The organism is Thermomonas sp. XSG (assembly GCF_014678725.1).
GTDB lineage: Bacteria > Pseudomonadota > Gammaproteobacteria > Xanthomonadales > Xanthomonadaceae > Thermomonas.
Genome location: NZ_CP061497.1, coordinates 783,250 through 803,457, shown reverse-complemented (window position 1 = coordinate 803,457; position 20,208 = coordinate 783,250). Strand labels below are relative to the sequence as shown.

The following is a 20,208-nucleotide window of genomic DNA, read 5'->3' as shown; positions in this document are numbered from 1 at the left end:
TTGAGCTGCGGCAGTCCAGCCCGCATCATCCGGGGATGGGCCATCCACATGCATGCATCGATCCACACCATCATGTCGACGACGCCGACGCGTTCGTGGCCGCGGTGGAGCGCGCTTGCGGGGAGCGCGGGCTGCGGCTGACCCCGCAGCGCGCCCGCGTGCTGGCGCTGATCGCGCAGGCCGGGCAACCGATCAAGGCCTACGATCTGCTGGACCGTTTCCGCGCCGGTGAGGACGGCGCCAACGTGGCGCCCCCCACCGTCTATCGCGCGCTGGATTTCCTGCTGGCCAACGGCTTCATCCACAAGCTGGAGTCGATCAACGCGTTCGTGGCCTGCCACCACCCCAATGCCGCGCAGCACTCGGTGCCGTTCCTGATCTGCAACCGCTGCCATTCGGCCACCGAGCTGGAAGACGCCAGCATCGTGGCCACGCTGGATGCGGCGGCGCGTGCGCTGGGTTTCGCGCCGCAGGCGCAGACGCTGGAAGTGCACGGCCTGTGCGCGCGCTGCGCCGGCGCTGACGCCGCCTGACGCCGCCTGACGCCGGTGCCTGCGCGCAGTTGGCGCGCAGGCGTCGCAATCAGAAGAACATCCGCACGCCGAACGCGAGATTGCGGCCCTGCAGCGGCACCACGTCCTTGAGGAACGAGGTGTGCGGGCGCGCTTCGCGGTCGGTGAGGTTGGCGGCATCGAGGAACACCTCCCACTCGCGGCCGCCGGCCGTATCCCTGTGCCAGGCCAGGTGGGCATCGACCAGGGTGTAGCCCGGCGTGGGATGCTCGAACGCCGCCACCCGGTCCTGGCGCGCATGACGTACCGCGCCGAGGCTGGCACGCCATGCATCGCGTTCCCAGCGCAGGCGTGCGCCGGTACGCGAGGGGGCGATCCGCGGCAGGTTGCCGCCGGCGGCCACCTGCGCCTGTCCGCTGTGGCTGTGGTCGCCGTGCGGCAGCTCCACCGGTACTGCAACCGTTGTACCGGCCGGCGCTGCCAGCCGGCCGCGCACGGTGTCGGCGAACAGGCCGAGCGACCAGCGGCCGCTGCCGTTGTCCGCGATGTCCCAGTCCAGCTTGGCCTCGAACCCGGTCAGGCGCGCGTCGTCCTGCCGCCACAGGCGCAGCGGTGCGCCGTCCACGCGCAGGTCGGCGTTGGCCAGGTAGATGAAGTCGTCGTAGCGGGCGTGCCAGCCGGACAGCTGCAGTTCGAACGGGCCGTGGTGCAGGTGCATGCCCAACTCGACCCGGTTGGCGGTTTCGATGCCCAGCCCGGCATCGCCCAGTTCATGGCTGCCGGTGGCCACGTGCAGGCCGGACGAATACAGCTCTTCCGCGGTCGGCGCCCGCTGGGCGCGGTCCAGGCCGAGGCTGAAGTGGAGCGCCTCGCTGGCCTTCCAACCCAATCCGGCGGACAGGCTGGAGGTGCTGAAGTCGCGATCCGGCGCGGCCGATGCAGCGCGGTCCACGTCGACGTGGTTGCGGTCGTGGCGCAGGCCCAAGTCCAGCTGCAGCGGCCCGAATGCGCGCTTGCCGATCCAGAACAGGCCGGTGTCGTCGGCGACCGTGCCTGGGACGAATGCCTCGTCGCCGATGGCGGTGAAATCGCGCTGGCTGGCCTGCAGGCCGAATGCGCCGTTCCAGCCGGCCAGCGGTTGGTGCACCAGTTCCACGCGCGCCTCGCGGCTGCGGCTGTTGAACACGGTGCCCACCGCATCGCCTTCGAATTCGGTATGGGTGTAGTCGGTGCCGGCGTACTTCACCCGCAGCGAGGCGAACGGGCCGAGGTCATCCAGCCCGCCGCGCAGTTCGGTGCGACGCTGGTCCATCTCGACGTGCACCAGGCCGGCTTCTTCAAGGGCATGGTCGGCGTGGTCGTCCTCCCCGGGCGCGTGTGCGTGGCCGCCGGGGATGCCGTAACGGGTGTTGTAGAGGCTGTACGCGGCACCGAGGAAGCCGCGCTCGCCAATCCATGAAAGGCCGAGTGCGGCGCTGTCGGTGCGCACCGCGCTGTTTTCGAGGATGCCGGCCTGGTCCGGCGACGGGGTTTCGCCAAGTTCGGCCAGATGTTCGGCGCTCTCCGCGAAGCCGGGAATGCGGTAATCGCCGGCTTCGCGGTGGAGGGCATCGAAGTGGAAAGCGAAGCTGCCGCTGCCGCCATCGATGCGGACCACGCCGGTGTTGCCGTCGCTCACCCCGTCGTGGCGGACTTCCGCGCGGCCGGAGAGCGGGACGTCGGGACGGACGACCGGGATCCGGCCATCGATCACGTTCACCGCGCCGCCGATCGCGCCGCTGCCGTAGAGCAGGGTGGCCGGGCCCTTGAGTACTTCGATCTGGTCGGCCAGGAAAGGTTCGATGCTCACCGCGTGGTCCACGCTGACCGTGGACACGTCGCCCGAACCCAGTCCGTCGCTCAGCACCTGCACGCGCGCGCCGTCGAGGCCGCGGATGATCGGACGGCCCACGCCGGGGCCGAAGTTGGAGGTCTGCACGCCGGGCAGCCCGGCCACGGTTTCGCCGAGGGTGCCCGCCTTGGCTTCGTCCAGCTTGCTGCCGGCCAGCACTTCCACCGGCGCGGTCAGGTTCTCGGCGGTGTCGGCCAGCGGCGTCGCGTGCACTTCCACCGCGGCAAGATCCTTGGGCGTGCTGTCATGCCGGGCCTGCTGGGGCGCGTCGGCGGCGTTCGTGGCCGGGGACAGGGCCAATGCCAGGGCGGCGGCGAGGGCGGCGGGCTGGAAGGCGGGGATGCTGCGGGACATAGGGGGAGGAGGTGTGAAGATGTCGGGATGCTAAATATGTTATAACATAACAAACACAGTCTCCCCTGCCGGACGTCATGTCGCGATGAACCCACGCCTGCACCTGCTGCTGGACCGGATCGGTGCCACCGGTTCGCTGATCTGCGCCATCCATTGCGCCCTGATCCCGCTGGCGGTCGCGCTGCTGCCGTCGCTGGGCGTGGCGCTGTGGCTGGACGATGGCTTCGAGGCGGCGTTCGTGACCTTCGCCAGCCTGTTCGGCCTGTCGGTGCTGGTGTGGAGCTACCGCCGCCATCGCGTGATGCGCGCGCTGGGCCTGCTGTTGCCGGGACTGGGTGCGCTGTGGGTGGCGGTGCTGTACCCGCCGTTGCATCACTCGGTGGTGATGCATGCGGTGGTGATGACCTTCGGGGGCACCTTGGTGGGGCTGGCCCACGTGGCCAACCTGCGGCTGAACCACGGCCATGTCCACGACGCGGCCTGCGCGCATTCGCACTGAGCGAGCCGGCAATTCCAGGCCTCCCGCGTGCCGCCCCGGACGCGTGCTAGAATCCCCGGTTCTCGCGCGCGGCGCGATCCACCGACACGTATCGATCCAGGAGCAACACGATGGGCAAGGGCGACCGCAAGACCGCCAAGGGCAAGCGCTACAACGCCAGCTACGGCAACGCGCGACTGAAGACCGTGACCAAGGCCGCCGGCACCGCCGCTGCGCCGGTCACGAAGAAGGCTGCCGCCAGCAAGAGCGTGGCGAAGAAGGCGGTCAAGAAGACCGCTGCCTGATCCCGGCGCTGCCGTGACCACGAAAACCCCGCCTCGGCGGGGTTTTCGCGTTTCAGGGCCGAGCGCCCGGTTGGCCGGGCGCTCGGAGTCCGCGGGTTACTTGCCGGCGCCGGCCTCGATGGCCGCCCAGGCGCGCAGCAGGTTGCCGCCGAGGATCTTGCGGATATCGGCATCGGAATAGCCGCGTGCCTGCAGGCCGGCCACCAGGTTGGGGAAGTCGGCCACGGTCTTGAGTTCGTTGGCCAGCTCGCCGCCCACGCCATCGAAATCGGAACCGATGCCGACGTGGTCGACGCCGAGCAGCTTCACCCCGTAGTCGATCTGGTCCAGCACCTGCGCCAGCGTGCTGCTGCGCACCGGATGCGCTTCCTCCCAGGCCTTCTCGAACGCCGCGCGATCTTCCTGCGGCTTGCCTTGCGCCTTCAGCTCGATGTTGCGCTGGTCGAACGCCACCCGTGCGCGGAACTGCGCCTGCAGGTCGGCGGCGCTGTCGGGATTGATGAAGGCGGTGCCGAACGGCACCTGCACCACGCCGCCGCGCGCTGCCACCGCCTTGGCGATCTCGTCGCTGATGTTGCGCTCGAAGCCGGGGGTGAAATGGCGGAACGCCGAGTGGCTGGCGATCACCGGTACCTTGCTCAGCCGGATCGCCTCCAGCGCCGAGGCGTCGCCCAGGTGCGAGACGTCCACCATGATGCCGAGCCGGTTCATCTCCGCCACCACCTGGCGGCCGAACGGGCTCAGTCCGTTCCACTTCTTTTCGGCGGCGTAGGAGGAATCGGCCAGCCGGTTGGCGGCGCTGTGGGCGAGGGTGATGTAGCGCACGCCGCGGTCGAAGAAGAACCGAACGTTCTCCAGCTTGTCCTGCAGCGGCGCGCCGTTCTCCATGCCCAGCGGCAGCAGCACGCGGCCGCCCTCGAGCAGGCGGGCGGCATCGCTGGGCGAGGTGAGGACGGCGAACTTGTCCGGGTGCCGCTGCACCAGCGCCTCGACGCCGTCGATCATCGCGTTGGCGGCCTGCCATGCGCTGCCATCGGCGTCCTGCCGCGGGGAGGTGTAGATCGACATGAACGCCACGTCCAGCCCGCCGGCGCGCGCCTTCGGGTAGTCGAACTCGCGGTCCTTGTGCTCGCCGGCAAGGTCCGCCCACTTGTCGGTCAGCACGCCCGGTGCGTCGATATGAGTGTCGACGATGATCGCATCCTGCGCCAGCCTGCGCGCGGCGTCGGTGGCCTGGGCATGGGCGACGATGGGAGCGGACAACAGGCAGGCAGCGGCAAGCAGGGTGAGGCGCATCTGGATCTCCGGGTCAGGAAAGTGGCAGGCCGGCCACGTAGATACGCGTGGCCAGTGGACCGCCAAGCCAATAGCACAGTTCGGCGGGATGGGCGACTTCCCACGCCACCAGGTCGGCGCGCAGTCCCGCGCGCAGGAGGCCGCGATCGGCCAGCCCCAGCGCGCGCGCGGCGTTGGCGGTGGCGCCGCGCAGCGCTTCTTCCGGTGTCAGCCGGAAGTGCGTGCAGGCCAGTTGCATCGCCTGCCGCAGCGACAGCAGTGGCGACGTGCCCGGGTTGCAGTCGGTGGCCACCGCCATCGGCACGCCGTGTTCCCGCAGCAGCGCGATCGGCGGCAGCTTCGTCTCGCGCAGCACGTGGAAGGCGCCTGGCAGCAGCACCGCTACCGTGCCCCGCTTCGCCATTGCGCGCACACCGTCTTCGCCGGTGTATTCGACATGGTCGGCGGACAGGCCACCGAATTCCGCCGCCAGCGCCGCGCCGCCAAGGTCGGTGAGCTGGTCGGCGTGCAGTTTCACCGGGATGCCAAGCGCGCGCGCGGCCTCGAACAGGCGGCGGGTCTGTGCCGGCGAGAAGCCGATGCTCTCGCAGAACGCGTCGACCGCGTCCACCAGTCCTTCCGCATGCAGCTGCGGCAGCCAGTCGATCAGTGCATCGACGTAGCCATCGGCGTTGTCCCGGTACTCCGGTGGCAGCGCGTGCGCGGCGAGATAGGTGGTGCGCACGCTGATGCCCAGCAGCTGGCCGATGCGCCGCGCGACGCGAAGCATCTTGCGCTCGTTCTCGAGGTCAAGCCCGTAGCCGGACTTGATCTCCAGCGTGGCCACACCGTCGTGCAGCAGCGCGCGGGCACGCGGCAGCGACTGCCGCAGCAGCTCGTCCTCGTCGGCCTGCCGTAGCGCCGACACGCTGGAGCGGATGCCACCGCCCGCGCGCGCGATCTGCTCGTAGCTGGCCCCGTTGAGGCGCATGTCGAACTCGCTGGCGCGGTTGCCGGCGAACACCAGGTGGGTATGGCAGTCGACCAGCGCCGGGGTGAGCAGGCGGCCGCCGAGCTCTTCGCTGCGGCCGGTGCTGGCGCGCGCCGGCAGCGCGTCCATCGGCCCCAGCCAGGCGATGCGGCCATCCGCAATCGCCAGGGCGGCGTTTTCCAGCAGCCCGAATGGCGTTTCGCCGTCCAGCGTCGCCAGGGTGGCGTGGGTGAGCAGCAGGTCCCAGCGATGGGCCGGCATGGCGACGACTCCGTGATGCGCGTGCGGCCGGGGATTATCGCAAACGCGGTCGACCGGCTGGGACCGGGGCGGATGCCGGCGCCGCCCCGCGACGTTTCCTAGAATGGCGTATCGAATCCTCAGGAGTCCGCCATGTACCCCGTCACCGCCTGCGAGTTGCCGGCATGAGCGCCATTGAAGGCTGGAGCGGCCGCGTCGACCTGCCCGAGGATGCGTCGACCCGGCGCTGGCACCAGTGGGTGCGCGCGCCGCTCCCGGGCTGTGCGCCGGGGGTCGCGGTGCTGGGCTTCGCCTGCGACGAAGGCGTGCGCCGCAACCACGGCCGCGTGGGTGCGGTGGAAGGCCCGGCGGCGCTGCGCAGGATGCTGTCCAACCTGCCGGTGCTGGACGAGGCGCCGCTCTACGACGCCGGCACCGTGGCCTGCACCGACGGTGATCTGGAAGCCGCGCAGGCGCGCTATGCCGAGGCGATGGCAGCGCTGCTGGACGCCGGCCACCTGGCAGTGGGATTGGGCGGCGGCCACGAGATCGCCTTCGCCAGCTACCTTGGCCTGGCAGGGCATTTGCGCGCGCGCCGGCCGCGGGTGGCCATCGTCAACATCGACGCCCATTTCGACCTGCGCCGGCAGGACCAAGCCAGCTCCGGCACGCCGTTCCTGCAGGCGATCGAGCATGCGCGCGCGTCGGGCCTCCCGCTGGAGTACCTGGCCTACGGCATCAGCGCCGCCGCCAACACGCGCGTGCTGTTCGACACCGCCAACGCGCTGGGCGTGCACTACGTGCGCGACGACGAACTCGGCGTGCTCGAACTGCCGCAGCGCCTGGCGGAGTTGAAAGACAGGCTGGCCGACGTGGATGCGGTCTACCTGACCATCGACATCGATGGCCTGCCGCATGCGATGGCGCCCGGCGTCAGTGCCCCGGCCGCGCGCGGGGTGCCGATGGAGGTGGTGGAACCGCTGCTCGACGCGGTGGCCGCGACCGGCAAGCTCAAGCTGATGGACGTGGCCGAACTGTCGCCGCCGCTGGACCGCGACAATGTCACCGCGCGCGTCGCCGCGCGCCTGATCCATCGGGTGACGCATGCTGCCATGAAGGCTGCACGCCCGGCATAGGGAGCCTGCTGTACGGGCCGCCAGCGCACGGATGCCGTCAGAAAAGGTTGGCGGTGGCCGACTCCTGGCCGAACAGATCGGCAGCCGCCGGCAGCGCGCCTTCCAGTCGCAGCAGCGCCTCCTTGACCGGCAGGCCGCCGCCGAAGCCGGTCAGCGCGCCGTCGGCACCGATCACCCGGTGGCAGGGCAGCACGATCGGCAGCGGGTTGCGGCCATTGGCCGCGCCCACCGCGCGGGTGCCGTTGGGATTGTCCAGCCGCTGCGCGAGCTGCGCGTAGCTGATGGTCTCGCCATACTGGATCCGCGCCAGCTCCCACCACACGCGCAGCTGGAACCCGGTGCCCTGCGGCGCCAGCGGCAGCTCGAAGCGCTGGCGCCTGCCGGCGAAATATTCGCCAAGCTGCGCTTCCGCCGCCTGCAGCACCTCGTTGTCGCCGCCGTGCCAGTCGGCGCGGTTGGCGGGATGGCGGTTGTGGCGGAACTCGATGTGCCGCAGGCCGCTGCCATCCGCTGCCAGCATCAGCGGCCCCACCGGGCTGTCGATCCGGCGGCACAGGATCATCGGGCTGGCTCCAGCGCCGGCAGCAGCGGGGAAATGTCGCCGTCGTTGTCCTCCGGCGGCAGCGCCAGCAGGCGCATCAGCAGCGGATAGACATCGACGTTGTCGAACACCGGCAGGCGGGTGCCGGGGCGGAATGCCGGCCCGGCGGCGATGAAGGTCGCGCGCATCGACGGCAGCGACGGATCGTAGCCATGCGAGCCGCGCGCGTGTTCCTGCTGCTGGCGCATGGCGTGTGCCTTCGCGAACAGGGCATCCCAACCGGGCGCCATCTGGCAGATGATGGCGGGGATCCGCGGATGGCTGCCGTAATGCCAATCCGGGGGCAACTCGCCCTTGCGCCAGCACTGGTACTGCGCATGCCGGCCCAGCAGCAGGCGCTCGACGTCGGCGGTCTTGCCGGCGCGCGGGGTGAAGCCGATCACCTGGCCCACGCTGACCGCCTGCGCGAGCTCGCGCGGGGCCATGTCCTCGACCGCAATGCTGTGGCCCGGCGGGACGGTTTCGAAGCCGTGGTCGGAGACGATGACCAGATTGGTGGTGTCGAGCTGCTGTGCATCGCGCAGGCCGTCCAGCAACTGTCCCAGCGCCGCATCCACGTCGGCGCGCGCGGCGCGGGCCTGGTCGGAACCGGGGCCGTGATCGTGGCTGACGTGGTCGACGACGTCGAAGTACAGGGTGATGAAGCGCGGCCGCTCGGTGGCGGGCAGGCGTAACCATTCCAGCACCTGGGCCACGCGGTCGGCATCGCTGATCGCGCCGTCGTAGGCGCGCCAGCGCCACGGCCGCACGCCATCGATCTCCGCCTCGCTACCGGGCCAGAACATGGTGGCGGCGCGGAGGCCTGCGCGCTGCACGCTGGCCCACACCGGCGCGCCCCCCTGCCACCAGCCGCCGTTGCCCACCGCATCTCGATTGCTCAGCCGGAATTCCCCCAGGTGGGTGTCCTCCATGCTGTTGTGGATGATGCCGTGGTGATCCGGCCGTCGCCCGGTGACCAGCGTGTAGTGGTTGGGGAAGGTGAGACTGGGATAGGACGGCCGCATGCCTTCCGCACGCACGTTGGCATTGCCCAGGGCGTCCAGCACCGGCATCTGCGCTGGCGTGATATCGGCAGGGCGCAGGCCGTCCACGGATATCAGCAGCAGGGTGGCCGGCTGCGTTGCGGCCGGGGTCGTGGAAGGGGTTCGGGTTGCGCAGGCGGAGGCCAGCAGCGCGCAGGCCAGCAGCCCTGTTCGGAAGAGGATTCGCATCCGCGGGATGATAGCGAAGGCGGAAGACGGTTGATCGCGCGATCAGGGGCGCAAGCCGTCCATGAGGTGATGCAGGGATGTGGTGAAAAAGGCGCGGAAGCCGGCCTCGTCGAAGCTGAAGCGGCCGGCGCGCTGCAGTGCTATCAGGCCGTGCGCGTGCGCCCACACCGTCATGGTGAGCGCCCAGGCATCGCCCGTACGCAGTTGCCCGCGCGCCTGTGCCTCCACCACCGCTTCGTACATCACGTTGGCGGTGGGCGACTGTCCTGTAATGAAGTCCGCGGGGAACCGCCGCGCGTTGCGGCGGCGGGCAAGGAAGGCGTGGTCGAACAGGTGCGGATAGGCCAGCGCGTAGTCGAGATAGATCTGCTGGGTCGCCAGCAGCCGTGCGACCGGGTCCCTGGCCTGGCGGTGCGCGTCCCAGTGGCGGGCGATCTCGTCGAAGCTGTCGTCGCTGATCCTTTCCAGCAGCGCCTCCCGGCTTGGGAAATGCCGGTAGATCGCGGTCGGGGTGATGCCTACCGCGTCCGCCACCCTGCGCATGCGCACGCTCTCCGCGCCTTCGCGCTCGAACAATGCGCGCGCGGCGTTGAGGATGCGGGTGGCGGTATCGGGCCGGGCCATGTTTACAGCGTAAACAAAGTGGCGGAAATCGCGCAAACCCGGGCCGGAATCGGGCGAATCCGCGGCCTGCGTGCTGGCGACGTGCATGGATGCGGCGCAGACTTTTCGCCAGTCCAGTTCGCCGTTGGAGCCCCCATGATCCCCAGAAACCGCTTTGATCCGTCCCGTTCCATCCGCGCGCCCCGCGGCAACCAGCTGCATTGCAGAAGCTGGCTGACCGAAGCGCCGTTCCGCATGCTGCAGAACAACCTGGATGCGGAGGTGGCGGAGGACCCGGCCTCGCTGGTGGTGTACGGCGGCATCGGCCGCGCCGCGCGCGACTGGGACTGTTACGACAGGATCCTCGAAACCCTGAAGACCCTCGGCGACGACGAAACCCTGCTGGTGCAGTCGGGCAAGCCGGTCGGCGTGTTCCCCACCCATTCCGATGCGCCGCGGGTGCTGATCGCAAACTCCAACCTGGTGCCGCACTGGGCCAACTGGGAGCACTTCAACGAGCTCGATAAGAAAGGCCTGATGATGTACGGCCAGATGACCGCCGGCAGCTGGATCTACATCGGTAGCCAGGGCATCGTGCAGGGCACCTACGAGACTTTCGTGGAGATGGGCCGCCAGCACTACGACGGCTCGCTCAAAGGCAAGTGGATCCTGACCGCCGGGCTTGGCGGCATGGGCGGCGCGCAGCCGCTGGCGGCCTCGCTGGCCGGCGCCTGCAGCCTTACCATCGAATGCCGCCAGAGCAGCATCGACTTCCGCCTGAAGACGCGCTACGTCGACGAGCAGGCCAGCGACATCGATGATGCGCTGGCCCGCATCGCCCGGTACACGGCGGCCGGCGAAGCTAGGTCGATTGCGCTCTTGGGCAACGCCGCGGAAATCCTGCCGGAGCTGGTGAGGCGCGGCGTCAAGCCGGATTGCGTGACCGACCAGACCAGCGCGCACGACCCGGTGCACGGCTACCTGCCGATCGGCTGGACGGTGGAACAGTGGCTGACCGGACAGAAGGCGAACCCGGAGCAGGTGCGCGACGCAGCCAAGCAGTCGATGCGCGTGCACGTGGAGGCGATGCTGGCCTTCCATGCGCAGGGCATCCCGACCGTGGACTACGGCAACAACATCCGCCAGATGGCGTTCGACGTCGGCTGCGAGAACGCCTTCGCCTTCCCCGGCTTCGTGCCCGCCTACGTACGCCCGCTGTTCTGCCGCGGCATCGGCCCGTTCCGCTGGGTGGCGCTGAGTGGCGATCCCGAGGACATCTACAGGACCGACGCCAAGGTCAAGGAACTGATCCCGGACGATGCCCACCTGCACAACTGGCTCGACATGGCGCGCGAGCGCATCAGTTTCCAGGGCCTGCCGGCGCGGATCTGCTGGGTGGGCCTGGGCCTGCGCCACAAGCTGGGCCTTGCGTTCAATGAGATGGTGCGCAATGGCGAACTGAAGGCGCCTGTCGTCATTGGCCGCGACCACCTGGATTCCGGCAGCGTGGCCTCGCCCAACCGTGAAACCGAATCCATGCGCGACGGTTCCGATGCCGTCTCCGACTGGCCGCTGCTCAACGCCATGCTCAACGTCGCCGGCGGCGCGACCTGGGTGAGCCTGCATCACGGCGGCGGCGTCGGCATGGGCTATTCGCAGCATTCGGGCGTGGTCATCGTTTGCGACGGCAGCGAAGCCGCCGACAAGCGGATCGCCCGCGTGCTGTGGAACGACCCCGGCACCGGCGTTATGCGGCATGCGGATGCGGGCTATGAAATCGCACAGCAGTGCGCGAGGGAGCAGGGGCTTAAACTGCCGATGCTGTAAGCGAACCGCCCTTCGGCCTACGCTCGCCGCAGCCCACTGATCGAACTGGATGCCCATGGACGCTGAAACCCTGATCAAGGCCGCCCTGCGCGAAGCCGGCTACGGCCCCGATGCCATCGGTTCGGCCCTGCCGCGCATCATGCGCATCCTGCAGGCGGAGGACGTGCGCCTGGAGATGGGGCGCACGCTGTCGCGCAAGGAGCGCGAGTACGTGCGCCTGCAGCTCGAGCTCGGCCTGAACGTTTCGGAAGTGCTGGCTGGCCTGCGGGCATGATCCGCGTCGCCATCCTCACTCCCGACCCCGCGGAAGTCGCCTATCCCGATCTGTGGCCGAAGGTGCTGGCGCGCCTGCAGCGCGCGCTGGAGGGCGCCGGCATCGACGCCGTACCGACGCCGTGGACGGCGCATGTGGACGACGCTTCCGCACTGCGCGGCTACGCCTGCGTACTGCCGCTGCTGGCCTGGGGCTACCACCACGACGCCGCGCGCTGGCAGCGCGCTTGCGCGACCTGGCAGCGTGAAGGCCTGCCGCTGGCGAATCCGGCAAAGGTGCTGGCGTGGAATACCGACAAGCGCTATCTGTGTGAGCTGGCGGAGCTGGGCGTGGCGATCCCACCCACCGCGTTCGTGGACGCGCTGACGCAGGCGGCGGTCGAGCAGGCGTTCGCCGACACCGGCGCGGAGGAATTGATCGCCAAGCCGGCGGTCTCTGGCGGCGCGTGGAAGACGCGCCGGTTGCGGCGCGGCGATGTCATCGACGCGGCGGAACCCATGCCGATGCTCCTGCAGCCTTACCTGTCGACCATCGAAACGCAGGGAGAGACCTCGCTGCTGTACTTCGGTGGCCATCTCAGCCACGTGGTGAACAAGCGGCCGGTGGTCGGCGAGTTCCGCATCCAGGAAGAGTTCGGCGGACAATACGCACTGGTGCCGGCGCCGCCTGCCGAGGCGTTGGCGCTGGCGGAACAGGTGCTGCGGGTGGTTGACGAACCGCTGCTGTACGCACGCATCGACACGCTGCCGGACGCCGACGGCCGCTGGCTGCTGATGGAGGCCGAGTTGATCGAGCCGGATTTCTACCTCGGCGTGGATCCTGCGCAGGGCGCGGGTTTTGCGCAGGCGCTGCAGCGCTGGGTGAGTCCCGGCAATTGAGGCGCGCCAGTGCGTTGCAGCGTAGGAGATGAAGCGATGGTGACGGCGTGGCACTCTGCGCGTCTTTCATCGAGGGATTCCGGCATGACCAAGCTGCGCATAGATTTCGTGTCCGACGTGGTCTGCCCGTGGTGCGCGGTGGGCCTGGCCTCGCTGGAGCAGGCGTTGCGCCAGCTGCAGGGCGAGGTGGAGGCGGAGATCCATTTCCAGCCATTCGAGCTGGACCCGAACATGCCCGCCGGCGGCATGGACGTGGCCGGGAACCTGAAGCGCAAGTACGGCATGAGCGACGCGCAGCTGGCCGAGAACCAGGCGCGCATCCGCGATCGCGGCGCGGAGCTGGGTTTCAGCTTCGATTTCAATGCCCGTAGCCGCACCTGGAATACCTTCGATGCACATCGCCTGCTGCACTGGGCGGCGGCCGAAGCGCCGGAGCGCCAGTTGCCGCTGAAGCGCGCGCTGCTGGTGGCCAACTTCAGCGAAGGCCGCGACATCAGTGACCACGCGGTGCTTGCCGAGGTGGCCGCCGGGGTCGGCCTCGATGCGCAGCGTGCGAGCGCAGTGCTGGCGGGCGGCGAGTTCGCCGATGCCGTGCGTGATGCGGAGAAATTCTTCCAGGGCCTGGGCATCAGCAGCGTGCCGGCGGTGATCGTTGAGCGGAAGCACCTGATTTCCGGCGGACAGCCGCCGGAGGTATTCGAGCGCGCGCTGCGCGAGCTCGCCGCCGGGGCAGCCTGAGGCGTCGATCCGGACGGCGCTGACGATCTTGGTTCGCTTCAGTGTGCTTCCGGGGTCGTGCAGCCCACGCCGCCGCAGTCAACCGGCATCGCGGTTCCCTGCGTATCCAGACTGGCGTCTGGCGTTTCGTAGACCGGGGCGAACCCGCCGCCGGGGGTGCGGAAGTTGGTGGTCTGTCCCTGGTACAACCTGGCCGCTGTCCACTGCACTTGCCCTTGGTAGACATATTCGCGCAGGTCGAATTTGAGCGCGGGCGCGGCATCGTGTTCCGACAGCATGCGCTCGCCGGGCGCGACCAGCACTTGTGCGATGTAGCCCCCGGTGGCGATCTGCTGCCATACGCGCCGGGTGAGCTTGTCGCCGCGGTACGCGGCGCGGCTCCCGAATCCCGCGAACGGCTTGAAGAAGAGCCGCTTGCGCTCGCCCCACAGGTGGTCGGCGTTCGCGGCGGTCACGATCTCGGTGCGCGGGATGTGTTCCAGCAGCACCGCCTGGGTGGATTCGGGCACGCCCAGCCGGCGCAGATGGCCGGGATCGGAGAGCAGGACGAGGTTGCGCTTGTCCGCATGCAGCGCATGCGCGCGCGGATGTGGCGTCACCACCGCGGCGTCGGAAAGGTAAGCCTCGCGCAGGACGGCGCTGGCTTCGGTTTCGAAGTAGAAATCGGTGAGGCGGTTGTAAACCAGGTCGATCGCCTCGGCGCCGCAATACAGCACGCCGTCGCGCAGTTGCAGCGCCTCGGGCGCGGTGATGATCGCGCGCAGGCCGTGGGCTTCGAACAGCTGCTGGAACAGCAGGAATTCCGGATACAGGTATTGCGCCTCGGGGTTCTCGTCCACGATGGCGATGCTGCGCAGCGGGCGGGTTTTCCCGCTCAGCGACCATTCGTTGCGGAACATCGCCACGATGCCCGACTCGAATGCCTCCACCGTGGCGGCGGCCGGCAGCAGGTCCTGCACCGCGGCGCAGCAGGCCCGCTGCGCGCGGGCAAGCAGGGCGTTGAGCATCGCACCGCCGGCGTTGGTGTTGATTTCGATAAGGCCCAGGCCGGTGTTGCTCACATGGAAGTCGTAACCGAAGAACACGCCGCTTGCGCCCGGCTGGTAGCGCGCGATGGCAGGCGCGCGCTTCAGGACTTCATCCTGATAGGCAGGCAGCGCCACCACCGATTCGATCGCGCCGACCAGCGCCGTCATCCTTGCGCTTTGACGCGCCGAAACGAACACCGGATGCGCGGCAAACGCGTACGGACAGCGCTCCTGCAGCAGCGCCAGGAATCCGGGCTGCGGGCTGGCCGCTTCGATCGCAGCGCGCAGGGCGTCGTCGTCCAGGCCCACGCAAAAGCACTCCGCGTTCAGGCGCTCGCTGGCTGCAGAAGGCGACGCTGCGGCGCACGCCCGGCGTCCGCCCGGAGCCGGCGCGGCCATGGCTGGCGGTGCAACATCGGACAGTCGCATTTCTGTCATGGCGGGTTGCTACGATTCGGTAATTCCAATATTCTAGAAACATGGAAATAAAAGATGCAACCCTCGCCTTGTCGGCGCTGGGGCAGGCCACCCGCCTTTCGGTATTCCGTCTGCTGGTCGAGGCGGGCCCGGAGGGCCGCATGGCGGGCGATATCGCCGAGGCGCTGTCGTTGCCCGGGGCCACCCTGTCGTTCCACCTGAAGGAGCTGAGCGCCGCCGGGTTGATCCGCGGCGAGCAGTTGGGCCGGTGCATCCGCTACAGCGCCGACTTCCGGCGGATGGCCGAGCTCATCGCTTTCCTCACCCGCAACTGCTGTGGCGGTGACAGTGCGCAGTGCGCACCGGTTGCGAGCAGGAAAGCAGAGGCAACAGCGCCGTCTGCAAGAGCCCGGAGCATCCGCTGATGGAAATCCTGCGCTGGCTCAATGAACAACTGCTGCGGATGCAATGGCTGTCCGACCTCGTGGCATGGCTGTTGGGGAGGGCGGGGATGGATCCTTCCAGCCGGCTCGGTGGATCGGTGCACTTCTTCATTTACGACACGATCAAGATCTTCCTGCTGCTGGCGGTCCTGATCTTCGCGGTGTCATGGATCCAGAGCCACTTCCCGCCGGAACGCACGCGCCGGATCCTGGGGGGCATGCGCGGGGTCAAGGCGAATACGGTGGGCGCCCTGCTGGGTACGGTGACGCCGTTTTGTTCCTGCTCGTCGATCCCGCTGTTCATCGGCTTCACCAGCGCGGGCTTGCCGTTGGGGGTCACGTTCTCGTTTTTGATCTCCTCGCCGCTCGTGGATCTGGCTTCGATGATCCTGCTGGCCAGCATCTTCAACTGGACGGTGGCGATCGCCTATGTCGCCGTTGGCATTGTCCTGGCGGTGGCGGGAGGCACCCTGATCGGTGCGTTGCGGATGGATGGGGAGATTGAGGCGTTCGTTACCCGCGCACCGGCGGTGGACGTGGCGCCGCAGGCAATGAGCTGGCGTGAGCGTGCAGCCTATGCGCGCGATCAGGTCATCGAGATCGTGCGCCGGGTATGGCTGTACGTGCTGATCGGCGTAGGCATCGGCGCTGCAATCCACAACTGGATCCCGCAGGATGTGATCACCACGCTGCTGGGGCAGGACAAGTGGTGGGCGGTGCCGGTGGCGGTGCTGGTGGGCGTCCCCGTGTACGCGGACATCTTCGGCACGCTCCCTATCGCCGAGGCGCTGGTCGGAAAGGGCGTCGGCCTGGGCACCGTGCTTGCTTTCATGATGGCGGTCACCGCGCTGTCGCTGCCCTCGCTGATCATGCTCAAACGGGTGGTCAAGGCCCGCCTGCTGGCAACGTTCTTGTTCATCGTCGTTGCCGGCATCGTCGTGATCGGCCTGCTGTTCAACGCCACCGCATCCTTTTTCACCTGACCGAGGACGGCGCCATGCGCATCAAGATTCTGGGATCCGGCTGCTCCAAGTGCATAATGCTGGCGGACAACACGCGGCGTGCCCTCGACAACATGGGCCGCGATGCCGAGATCGTGAAAGTCACCGACCTCACAGAGATCGCGATGCTCGGGGTGATGTCCACCCCCGCGCTCGCAATCGATGATGTCGTCGTCTCCACCGGGCGGGTGCTGGCGCCGAAGTCGATCGAAGACCTGATCCTGGCCCATGACGCCGGGTTGCATGGCAATGGATGAGGGCAAGGACATGGCGATTCGCGTTGGCATCAACGGCTTCGGCCGCATGGGGCGCCTCACCCTGCGTGCGGCCTGGGGCAATCCCGACCTGCAATTCGTCCACATCAACGACCCGGCCGGCGATGCGGCAACGCTTGCGCACCTGCTGGATTTCGATTCGGTGCACGGGCGTTGGACGCGCGAGGCGATCGCCGATGGCGATGCGTTGCTTGTCGATGGCGTGCGCATCCCGGTCAGTCGCAACAAGGAGTTGGCCGCCACCGACTGGTCCGGCTGCGACGTGGTGATCGAGGCGTCCGGCAGGTTCCGCAAGCCAGACGTGCTGCAGCCGTACCTGGATCAGGGCGTGAAGCGCGTGGTGGTGACCGCGCCGGTCAAGTCGCCCGGTGCGCTGGACGTGGTCATGGGCGTGAACCACCAACGCTTCGATCCGGCGCAGCATCGCATCGTGTCCGCGGCCTCGTGCACGACCAACTGCCTGGCGCCGGTGGTCAAGGTGATCCACGAAGGCCTGGGAATCCGCCACGGCAGCCTGACCACCATCCACAGCCTGACCAACACGCAGGTTATCGTCGATGCGCCGCACAAGGACCTGCGCCGCGCGCGCGCATGTGGCAGCAGCCTGATCCCGACCTCGACCGGTTCGGCCACCGCCATCGCCGAGATTTTTCCCGGACTCAAGGGGCGCTTGAACGGCCACGCGGTGCGCGTGCCCCTGACCAATGCCTCGCTGACCGACTGCGTGTTCGAGGTGGAGCGTGCGACCACGGTAGGGGAGGTCAACCAGTTGTTGCAGTCGGCGGCCGAAGGCGAACTCAAGGGCGTGCTGGGCTATGAAACCCGTCCGCTGGTGTCGATCGATTTCCAGACCGATCCGCGCTCCAGCATCATCGATGCGTTGTCCACGATGGTCATCAACGGCACCCAGGTGAAGCTCTACGCCTGGTACGACAACGAATGGGGCTACGTGAACCGCACCGCCGAGCTGGTGCGGCTGGTCGGCAAGGCGGGCTGAGCCGATGCTTTCGCGCCTGTCGCCGGACGTTCGCCAGTACCTGCTGGTCACCGGCAATTACTGGGCGTTCACCCTGACCGACGGTGCGCTGCGCATGCTGGTGGTGCTGCACTTCCACCAGTTGGGCTATTCGCCGCTGCAGGTGGCGATGTTGTTCCTGTTCTACGAGATCTTCGGCGTCATCACCAACCTCGTCGGCGGCTGGCTGGGCGCACGCCTCGGGCTCAATCGCACGATGAACCTCGGGCTGGCGATGCAGGTGGTGGCCCTGTCGATGCTGCTGGTGCCATCGGCGGTGCTGGCGGTGCCGTGGGTGATGGCTGCACAGGCGCTGTCCGGCATCGCCAAGGATCTCAACAAGATGAGCGCCAAGGGCAGCATCAAGCTGCTGGTGCCGGGCGAGCGGCAGGGCACGCTGTACCGCTGGGTGGCCGCGCTCACCGGCTCCAAGAATGCGCTGAAGGGGATCGGGTTCTTCCTCGGTGGCGCGCTCTTGAGCGTGGTCGGGTTCAAGGCCTCGGTTGCCGCCATGGCCTTCTCGCTGGCACTGGTGTGGTTGTCGAGCCTGGCCCTGCTCAAGCGCGACCTGGGCAAGGCGAAGCACACGCCCAGGTTCCGCGACCTGCTGTCCAAGAGTCGCGCGATCAACCTGCTGTCGGCGGCGCGGCTGTTCCTGTTCGGCGCACGCGACGTGTGGTTCGTGGTCGCCTTGCCGGTGTTCCTGGCGCAGTCGCTGGGCTGGGATTTCTGGCAGGTGGGCGGGTTCCTGGCCGCGTGGGTGATCGGCTACGGGCTGGTGCAGTCATTGGCGCCGTATGTCACCGGGCGACGCGGTGGCGAAGTCCCCGACGGCCGCGCGGCGTTCGGCTGGGCAACGCTGCTGGCGATCATCCCCGCGACGATGGCGGGGCTGCTGGCGCGGGAGTATCCGGCCGAGCTCGTCCTGGTTTTCGGGCTGATGGTGTTCGGCGTGCTGTTCGCGATCAATTCGTCGCTGCACAGCTACTTGATCGTCAGCTACGCCAGCGAGGACGGCGTGTCGTTGGACGTCGGCTTCTACTACATGGCCAATGCGCTGGGCCGCCTGCTGGGCACGGTGCTGTCCGGCTGGGTGTTCCAGCAGGCGGGGCTCGGCGCATGCCTGGCGATCTCGGCGGTGTTCGTCGCGCTGGCAGCGCTCATTTCGCTGGCGCTGCCGCGGCATGCCGTGCCGGTGCCGGGCGCACCATAGCCGGCACGGCACCGCACCCGCTCGGCCTACAGCCGGTGGATGCGGAAGCGCCGGCCTTTGATCCTGCCGGCGCGCAGGCGCTCCAGTGCGCGGTCGGCCTGGCCGCGGGCGATCGCCACGTAGCTGCGGGTGGGATAGACGTCGATCTTGCCGACGGCCTCCTTCGCCAGTCCCGCCTCGCCGGTGAGCGCGCCGACGATGTCGCCGGGGCGCAGCTTGTCGGTGCGGCCGGCGTCGATGCGCAGTGTCGCCATCGCCGCCTGCGGCACGCCGCGCGGCTTGCCTTCCAACGCTGCGATGCGTTCGAAGCGGATCGGGTTTCCCTGGCGTTCCTCGATCAGCGCGGCGCGGTTGCGCTCGCCCGGCGCAACTAGGCTCAGTGCCAGCCCATCGCGGCCGGCGCGGCCGGTGCGGCCGATGCGGTGCAGGTAGGTGTCGGCGTCGGTGGGCAGTTCGAAGTTCACCACCGCGCCGATGTCGTCGATGTCCAGCCCGCGCGCGGCCACGTCGCTGGCCACCAGCACGTTGCAGCTGCGGTTGGCGAAGCGCACCAGCACCTCCTCGCGGTCCCGCTGCTCCATGTCACCGTGCAGCGCTAGCGCGGTGAAGCCGTAGTGCGCCAGCGAGCCCACCACTTCCTCGGTGTCCTTGCGCATATTGCAGAACACCACGGTGGATTCCGGGTTGAACTGCAGCAGCAGCGCGGCCAGCTGCGGCGCGCGGCGGGCGGGTTCGGCCTCGAAGAAATGCGTTTCGATGGTGGCTGGCTGGGCGCCGCCGTCGACGCTGACTTCCAGCGGCTCGCGCAGCATCGCGGTGGCCAGCGTGCGGATGGCGTCGGGGTAGGTGGCTGAGAACAGCAGGCTTTGCCGCGTTTTCGGGGTGCGCTTGACCAGCGCGCGGATCGGTTCGTCGAATCCCATGTCCAGCATGCGGTCGGCCTCGTCCAGCACCAGCACGCGCACTCCGCGCAGGTCCAGCGCGTCCTTCTGCACCAGTTCCAGCACCCGTCCGGGCGTGCCCACCACCACCTGCGGGGCATGCGCCAGCGACGCCAGCTGCGGCGCAAGCGGGATGCCGCCGCACAGCACCGACAGCTTGAGGTTGGCGATGCCGGTGGCCAGTTTGCGCAGTTGCTTGCCCACCTGGTCGGCCAGCTCGCGGGTGGGGCAGAGCACCAGCGCCTGCGTGCCGCCGGCCGCGGGGTCGATCCGTTGCAGGAGGCCCAGTCCGAACGCGGCGGTCTTGCCGCTGCCGGTGGGCGCCTGCGCGACCAGATCGCGGCCTTCGAGCATGGCGGGCAACGCCTGCGCCTGGATGGGCGTGAGAGCGGTGTAGTCGAGTGCGTCGAGGCCGGCGCGCAGGGAGGGCGCAAGGGCGAGGTCGGCGAAGGTAGCGGGCGTGGTCATTGCCCATTATCGCCGGTGCTGCCGCTCGCCGTAGGCCGTGGGTGTGGTGACGCCGGCATGACGCCGCGGATGCGACCCTGCAGGTGCCACAGA

Annotated in this window: 21 protein-coding genes; 13 read left to right on the top strand and 8 right to left on the bottom strand. The window is 68.7% G+C overall.

Features of this window, described 5'->3' with window-relative positions:
• Positions 1–35 precede the first annotated feature (35 nt).
• On the top strand, positions 36–533 hold the full coding sequence (locus ICG51_RS03755; RefSeq protein WP_190281712.1) for a transcriptional repressor: 498 nt from the start codon (positions 36–38) through the stop codon (positions 531–533).
• A gap of 49 nt (positions 534–582) precedes the next feature.
• Here ICG51_RS03755 and ICG51_RS03750 read toward each other — a convergent pair whose 3' ends face one another.
• The gene (locus ICG51_RS03750) at positions 583–2,757 is read right to left on the bottom strand and encodes a TonB-dependent receptor (RefSeq protein WP_190281711.1); all 2,175 of its coding nucleotides are present in this window, start codon (positions 2,755–2,757) and stop codon (positions 583–585) included.
• An 85-nt stretch (positions 2,758–2,842) separates the two neighbouring features.
• Here ICG51_RS03750 and ICG51_RS03745 point away from each other — a divergent pair, with 85 nt between their 5' ends.
• Positions 2,843–3,256 carry a MerC domain-containing protein gene (locus ICG51_RS03745; protein WP_190281710.1) on the top strand — a complete coding sequence of 138 codons (414 nt, stop codon included), beginning with the start codon at positions 2,843–2,845 and terminating at the stop codon, positions 3,254–3,256.
• Between the two features lie 110 nt (positions 3,257–3,366).
• Positions 3,367–3,540, top strand: a complete 174-nt coding sequence (locus ICG51_RS03740; protein ID WP_190281709.1) for a 30S ribosomal protein THX — start codon at positions 3,367–3,369, stop codon at positions 3,538–3,540.
• Between the two features lie 96 nt (positions 3,541–3,636).
• On the opposite strand, the gene ICG51_RS03735 is transcribed toward ICG51_RS03740, so the two are convergent.
• Positions 3,637–4,836 (bottom strand): dipeptidase, encoded by a 1,200-nt coding sequence (locus ICG51_RS03735; RefSeq protein WP_190281708.1) that lies wholly within the window; start codon positions 4,834–4,836, stop codon positions 3,637–3,639.
• A 13-nt stretch (positions 4,837–4,849) separates the two neighbouring features.
• Positions 4,850–6,067, bottom strand: a complete 1,218-nt coding sequence (gene hutI, locus ICG51_RS03730; protein WP_190281707.1) for an imidazolonepropionase — start codon at positions 6,065–6,067, stop codon at positions 4,850–4,852.
• Between the two features lie 164 nt (positions 6,068–6,231).
• Between hutI and hutG the strand changes: the two genes are divergently transcribed.
• Positions 6,232–7,182, top strand: a complete 951-nt coding sequence (hutG, locus tag ICG51_RS03725; RefSeq protein ID WP_190281706.1) for a formimidoylglutamase — start codon at positions 6,232–6,234, stop codon at positions 7,180–7,182.
• A gap of 37 nt (positions 7,183–7,219) precedes the next feature.
• Here the strand turns inward: hutG and ICG51_RS03720 are convergent, their stop codons facing one another.
• Genes ICG51_RS03720 through ICG51_RS03710 form a run of 3 tightly spaced genes read right to left on the bottom strand, consistent with a single transcriptional unit; the run spans position 7,220 to position 9,618 of the window.
• Positions 7,220–7,744 (bottom strand): methylated-DNA--[protein]-cysteine S-methyltransferase, encoded by a 525-nt coding sequence (locus tag ICG51_RS03720; protein WP_190281705.1) that lies wholly within the window; start codon positions 7,742–7,744, stop codon positions 7,220–7,222.
• Positions 7,741–8,994, bottom strand: a complete 1,254-nt coding sequence (locus ICG51_RS03715) for an ectonucleotide pyrophosphatase/phosphodiesterase (protein ID WP_345776115.1) — start codon at positions 8,992–8,994, stop codon at positions 7,741–7,743. Before ICG51_RS03715 ends, ICG51_RS03720 begins: the two co-directional genes overlap by 4 nt.
• A gap of 42 nt (positions 8,995–9,036) precedes the next feature.
• The gene (locus tag ICG51_RS03710; protein ID WP_190281704.1) at positions 9,037–9,618 is read right to left on the bottom strand and encodes a TetR/AcrR family transcriptional regulator; all 582 of its coding nucleotides are present in this window, start codon (positions 9,616–9,618) and stop codon (positions 9,037–9,039) included.
• Positions 9,619–9,753: 135 nt separating this feature from the next.
• Here ICG51_RS03710 and hutU point away from each other — a divergent pair, with 135 nt between their 5' ends.
• The 4 genes from hutU (at position 9,754) to ICG51_RS03690 (ending at position 13,314) form a co-directional block, all read left to right on the top strand.
• On the top strand, positions 9,754–11,424 hold the full coding sequence (gene hutU / locus ICG51_RS03705) for a urocanate hydratase (protein WP_190281703.1): 1,671 nt from the start codon (positions 9,754–9,756) through the stop codon (positions 11,422–11,424).
• Positions 11,425–11,479: 55 nt separating this feature from the next.
• A complete protein-coding gene (locus ICG51_RS03700) occupies positions 11,480–11,698 on the top strand; it encodes a polyprenyl synthetase (RefSeq protein ID WP_190281702.1) in 219 nt (72 codons plus the stop codon).
• A complete protein-coding gene (locus ICG51_RS03695; RefSeq protein ID WP_190281701.1) occupies positions 11,695–12,576 on the top strand; it encodes a transporter in 882 nt (293 codons plus the stop codon). The genes ICG51_RS03700 and ICG51_RS03695 overlap by 4 nt, the downstream gene beginning before the upstream one ends.
• A gap of 84 nt (positions 12,577–12,660) precedes the next feature.
• Positions 12,661–13,314: a DsbA family oxidoreductase gene (locus ICG51_RS03690; RefSeq protein WP_190281700.1), complete on the top strand. Its 654-nt coding sequence runs from the start codon at positions 12,661–12,663 to the stop codon at positions 13,312–13,314.
• Between the two features lie 38 nt (positions 13,315–13,352).
• Here the strand turns inward: ICG51_RS03690 and ICG51_RS03685 are convergent, their stop codons facing one another.
• Positions 13,353–14,651 (bottom strand): hypothetical protein, encoded by a 1,299-nt coding sequence (locus ICG51_RS03685; protein WP_223809508.1) that lies wholly within the window; start codon positions 14,649–14,651, stop codon positions 13,353–13,355.
• Positions 14,652–14,821: 170 nt separating this feature from the next.
• Here ICG51_RS03685 and ICG51_RS03680 point away from each other — a divergent pair, with 170 nt between their 5' ends.
• Genes ICG51_RS03680 through arsJ form a run of 5 tightly spaced genes read left to right on the top strand, consistent with a single transcriptional unit; the run spans position 14,822 to position 18,706 of the window.
• On the top strand, positions 14,822–15,184 hold the full coding sequence (locus ICG51_RS03680; RefSeq protein ID WP_051247080.1) for a helix-turn-helix domain-containing protein: 363 nt from the start codon (positions 14,822–14,824) through the stop codon (positions 15,182–15,184).
• The gene (locus ICG51_RS03675; protein WP_190281699.1) at positions 15,184–16,185 is read left to right on the top strand and encodes a permease; all 1,002 of its coding nucleotides are present in this window, start codon (positions 15,184–15,186) and stop codon (positions 16,183–16,185) included. Before ICG51_RS03680 ends, ICG51_RS03675 begins: the two co-directional genes overlap by 1 nt.
• Before the next feature lie 14 nt (positions 16,186–16,199).
• Entirely contained in the window at positions 16,200–16,460 is a 261-nt protein-coding gene (locus ICG51_RS03670) for a thioredoxin family protein (RefSeq protein WP_190281698.1), read from the top strand.
• Between the two features lie 10 nt (positions 16,461–16,470).
• On the top strand, positions 16,471–17,475 hold the full coding sequence (locus tag ICG51_RS03665; RefSeq protein WP_190281697.1) for an ArsJ-associated glyceraldehyde-3-phosphate dehydrogenase: 1,005 nt from the start codon (positions 16,471–16,473) through the stop codon (positions 17,473–17,475).
• A 4-nt stretch (positions 17,476–17,479) separates the two neighbouring features.
• Positions 17,480–18,706 carry an organoarsenical effux MFS transporter ArsJ gene (arsJ, locus tag ICG51_RS03660; RefSeq protein WP_190281696.1) on the top strand — a complete coding sequence of 409 codons (1,227 nt, stop codon included), beginning with the start codon at positions 17,480–17,482 and terminating at the stop codon, positions 18,704–18,706.
• 26 nt (positions 18,707–18,732) lie between these two features.
• Here the strand turns inward: arsJ and dbpA are convergent, their stop codons facing one another.
• The gene (gene dbpA / locus ICG51_RS03655) at positions 18,733–20,115 is read right to left on the bottom strand and encodes an ATP-dependent RNA helicase DbpA (protein WP_190281695.1); all 1,383 of its coding nucleotides are present in this window, start codon (positions 20,113–20,115) and stop codon (positions 18,733–18,735) included.
• Between the last annotated feature and the right edge of the window lie 93 nt (positions 20,116–20,208).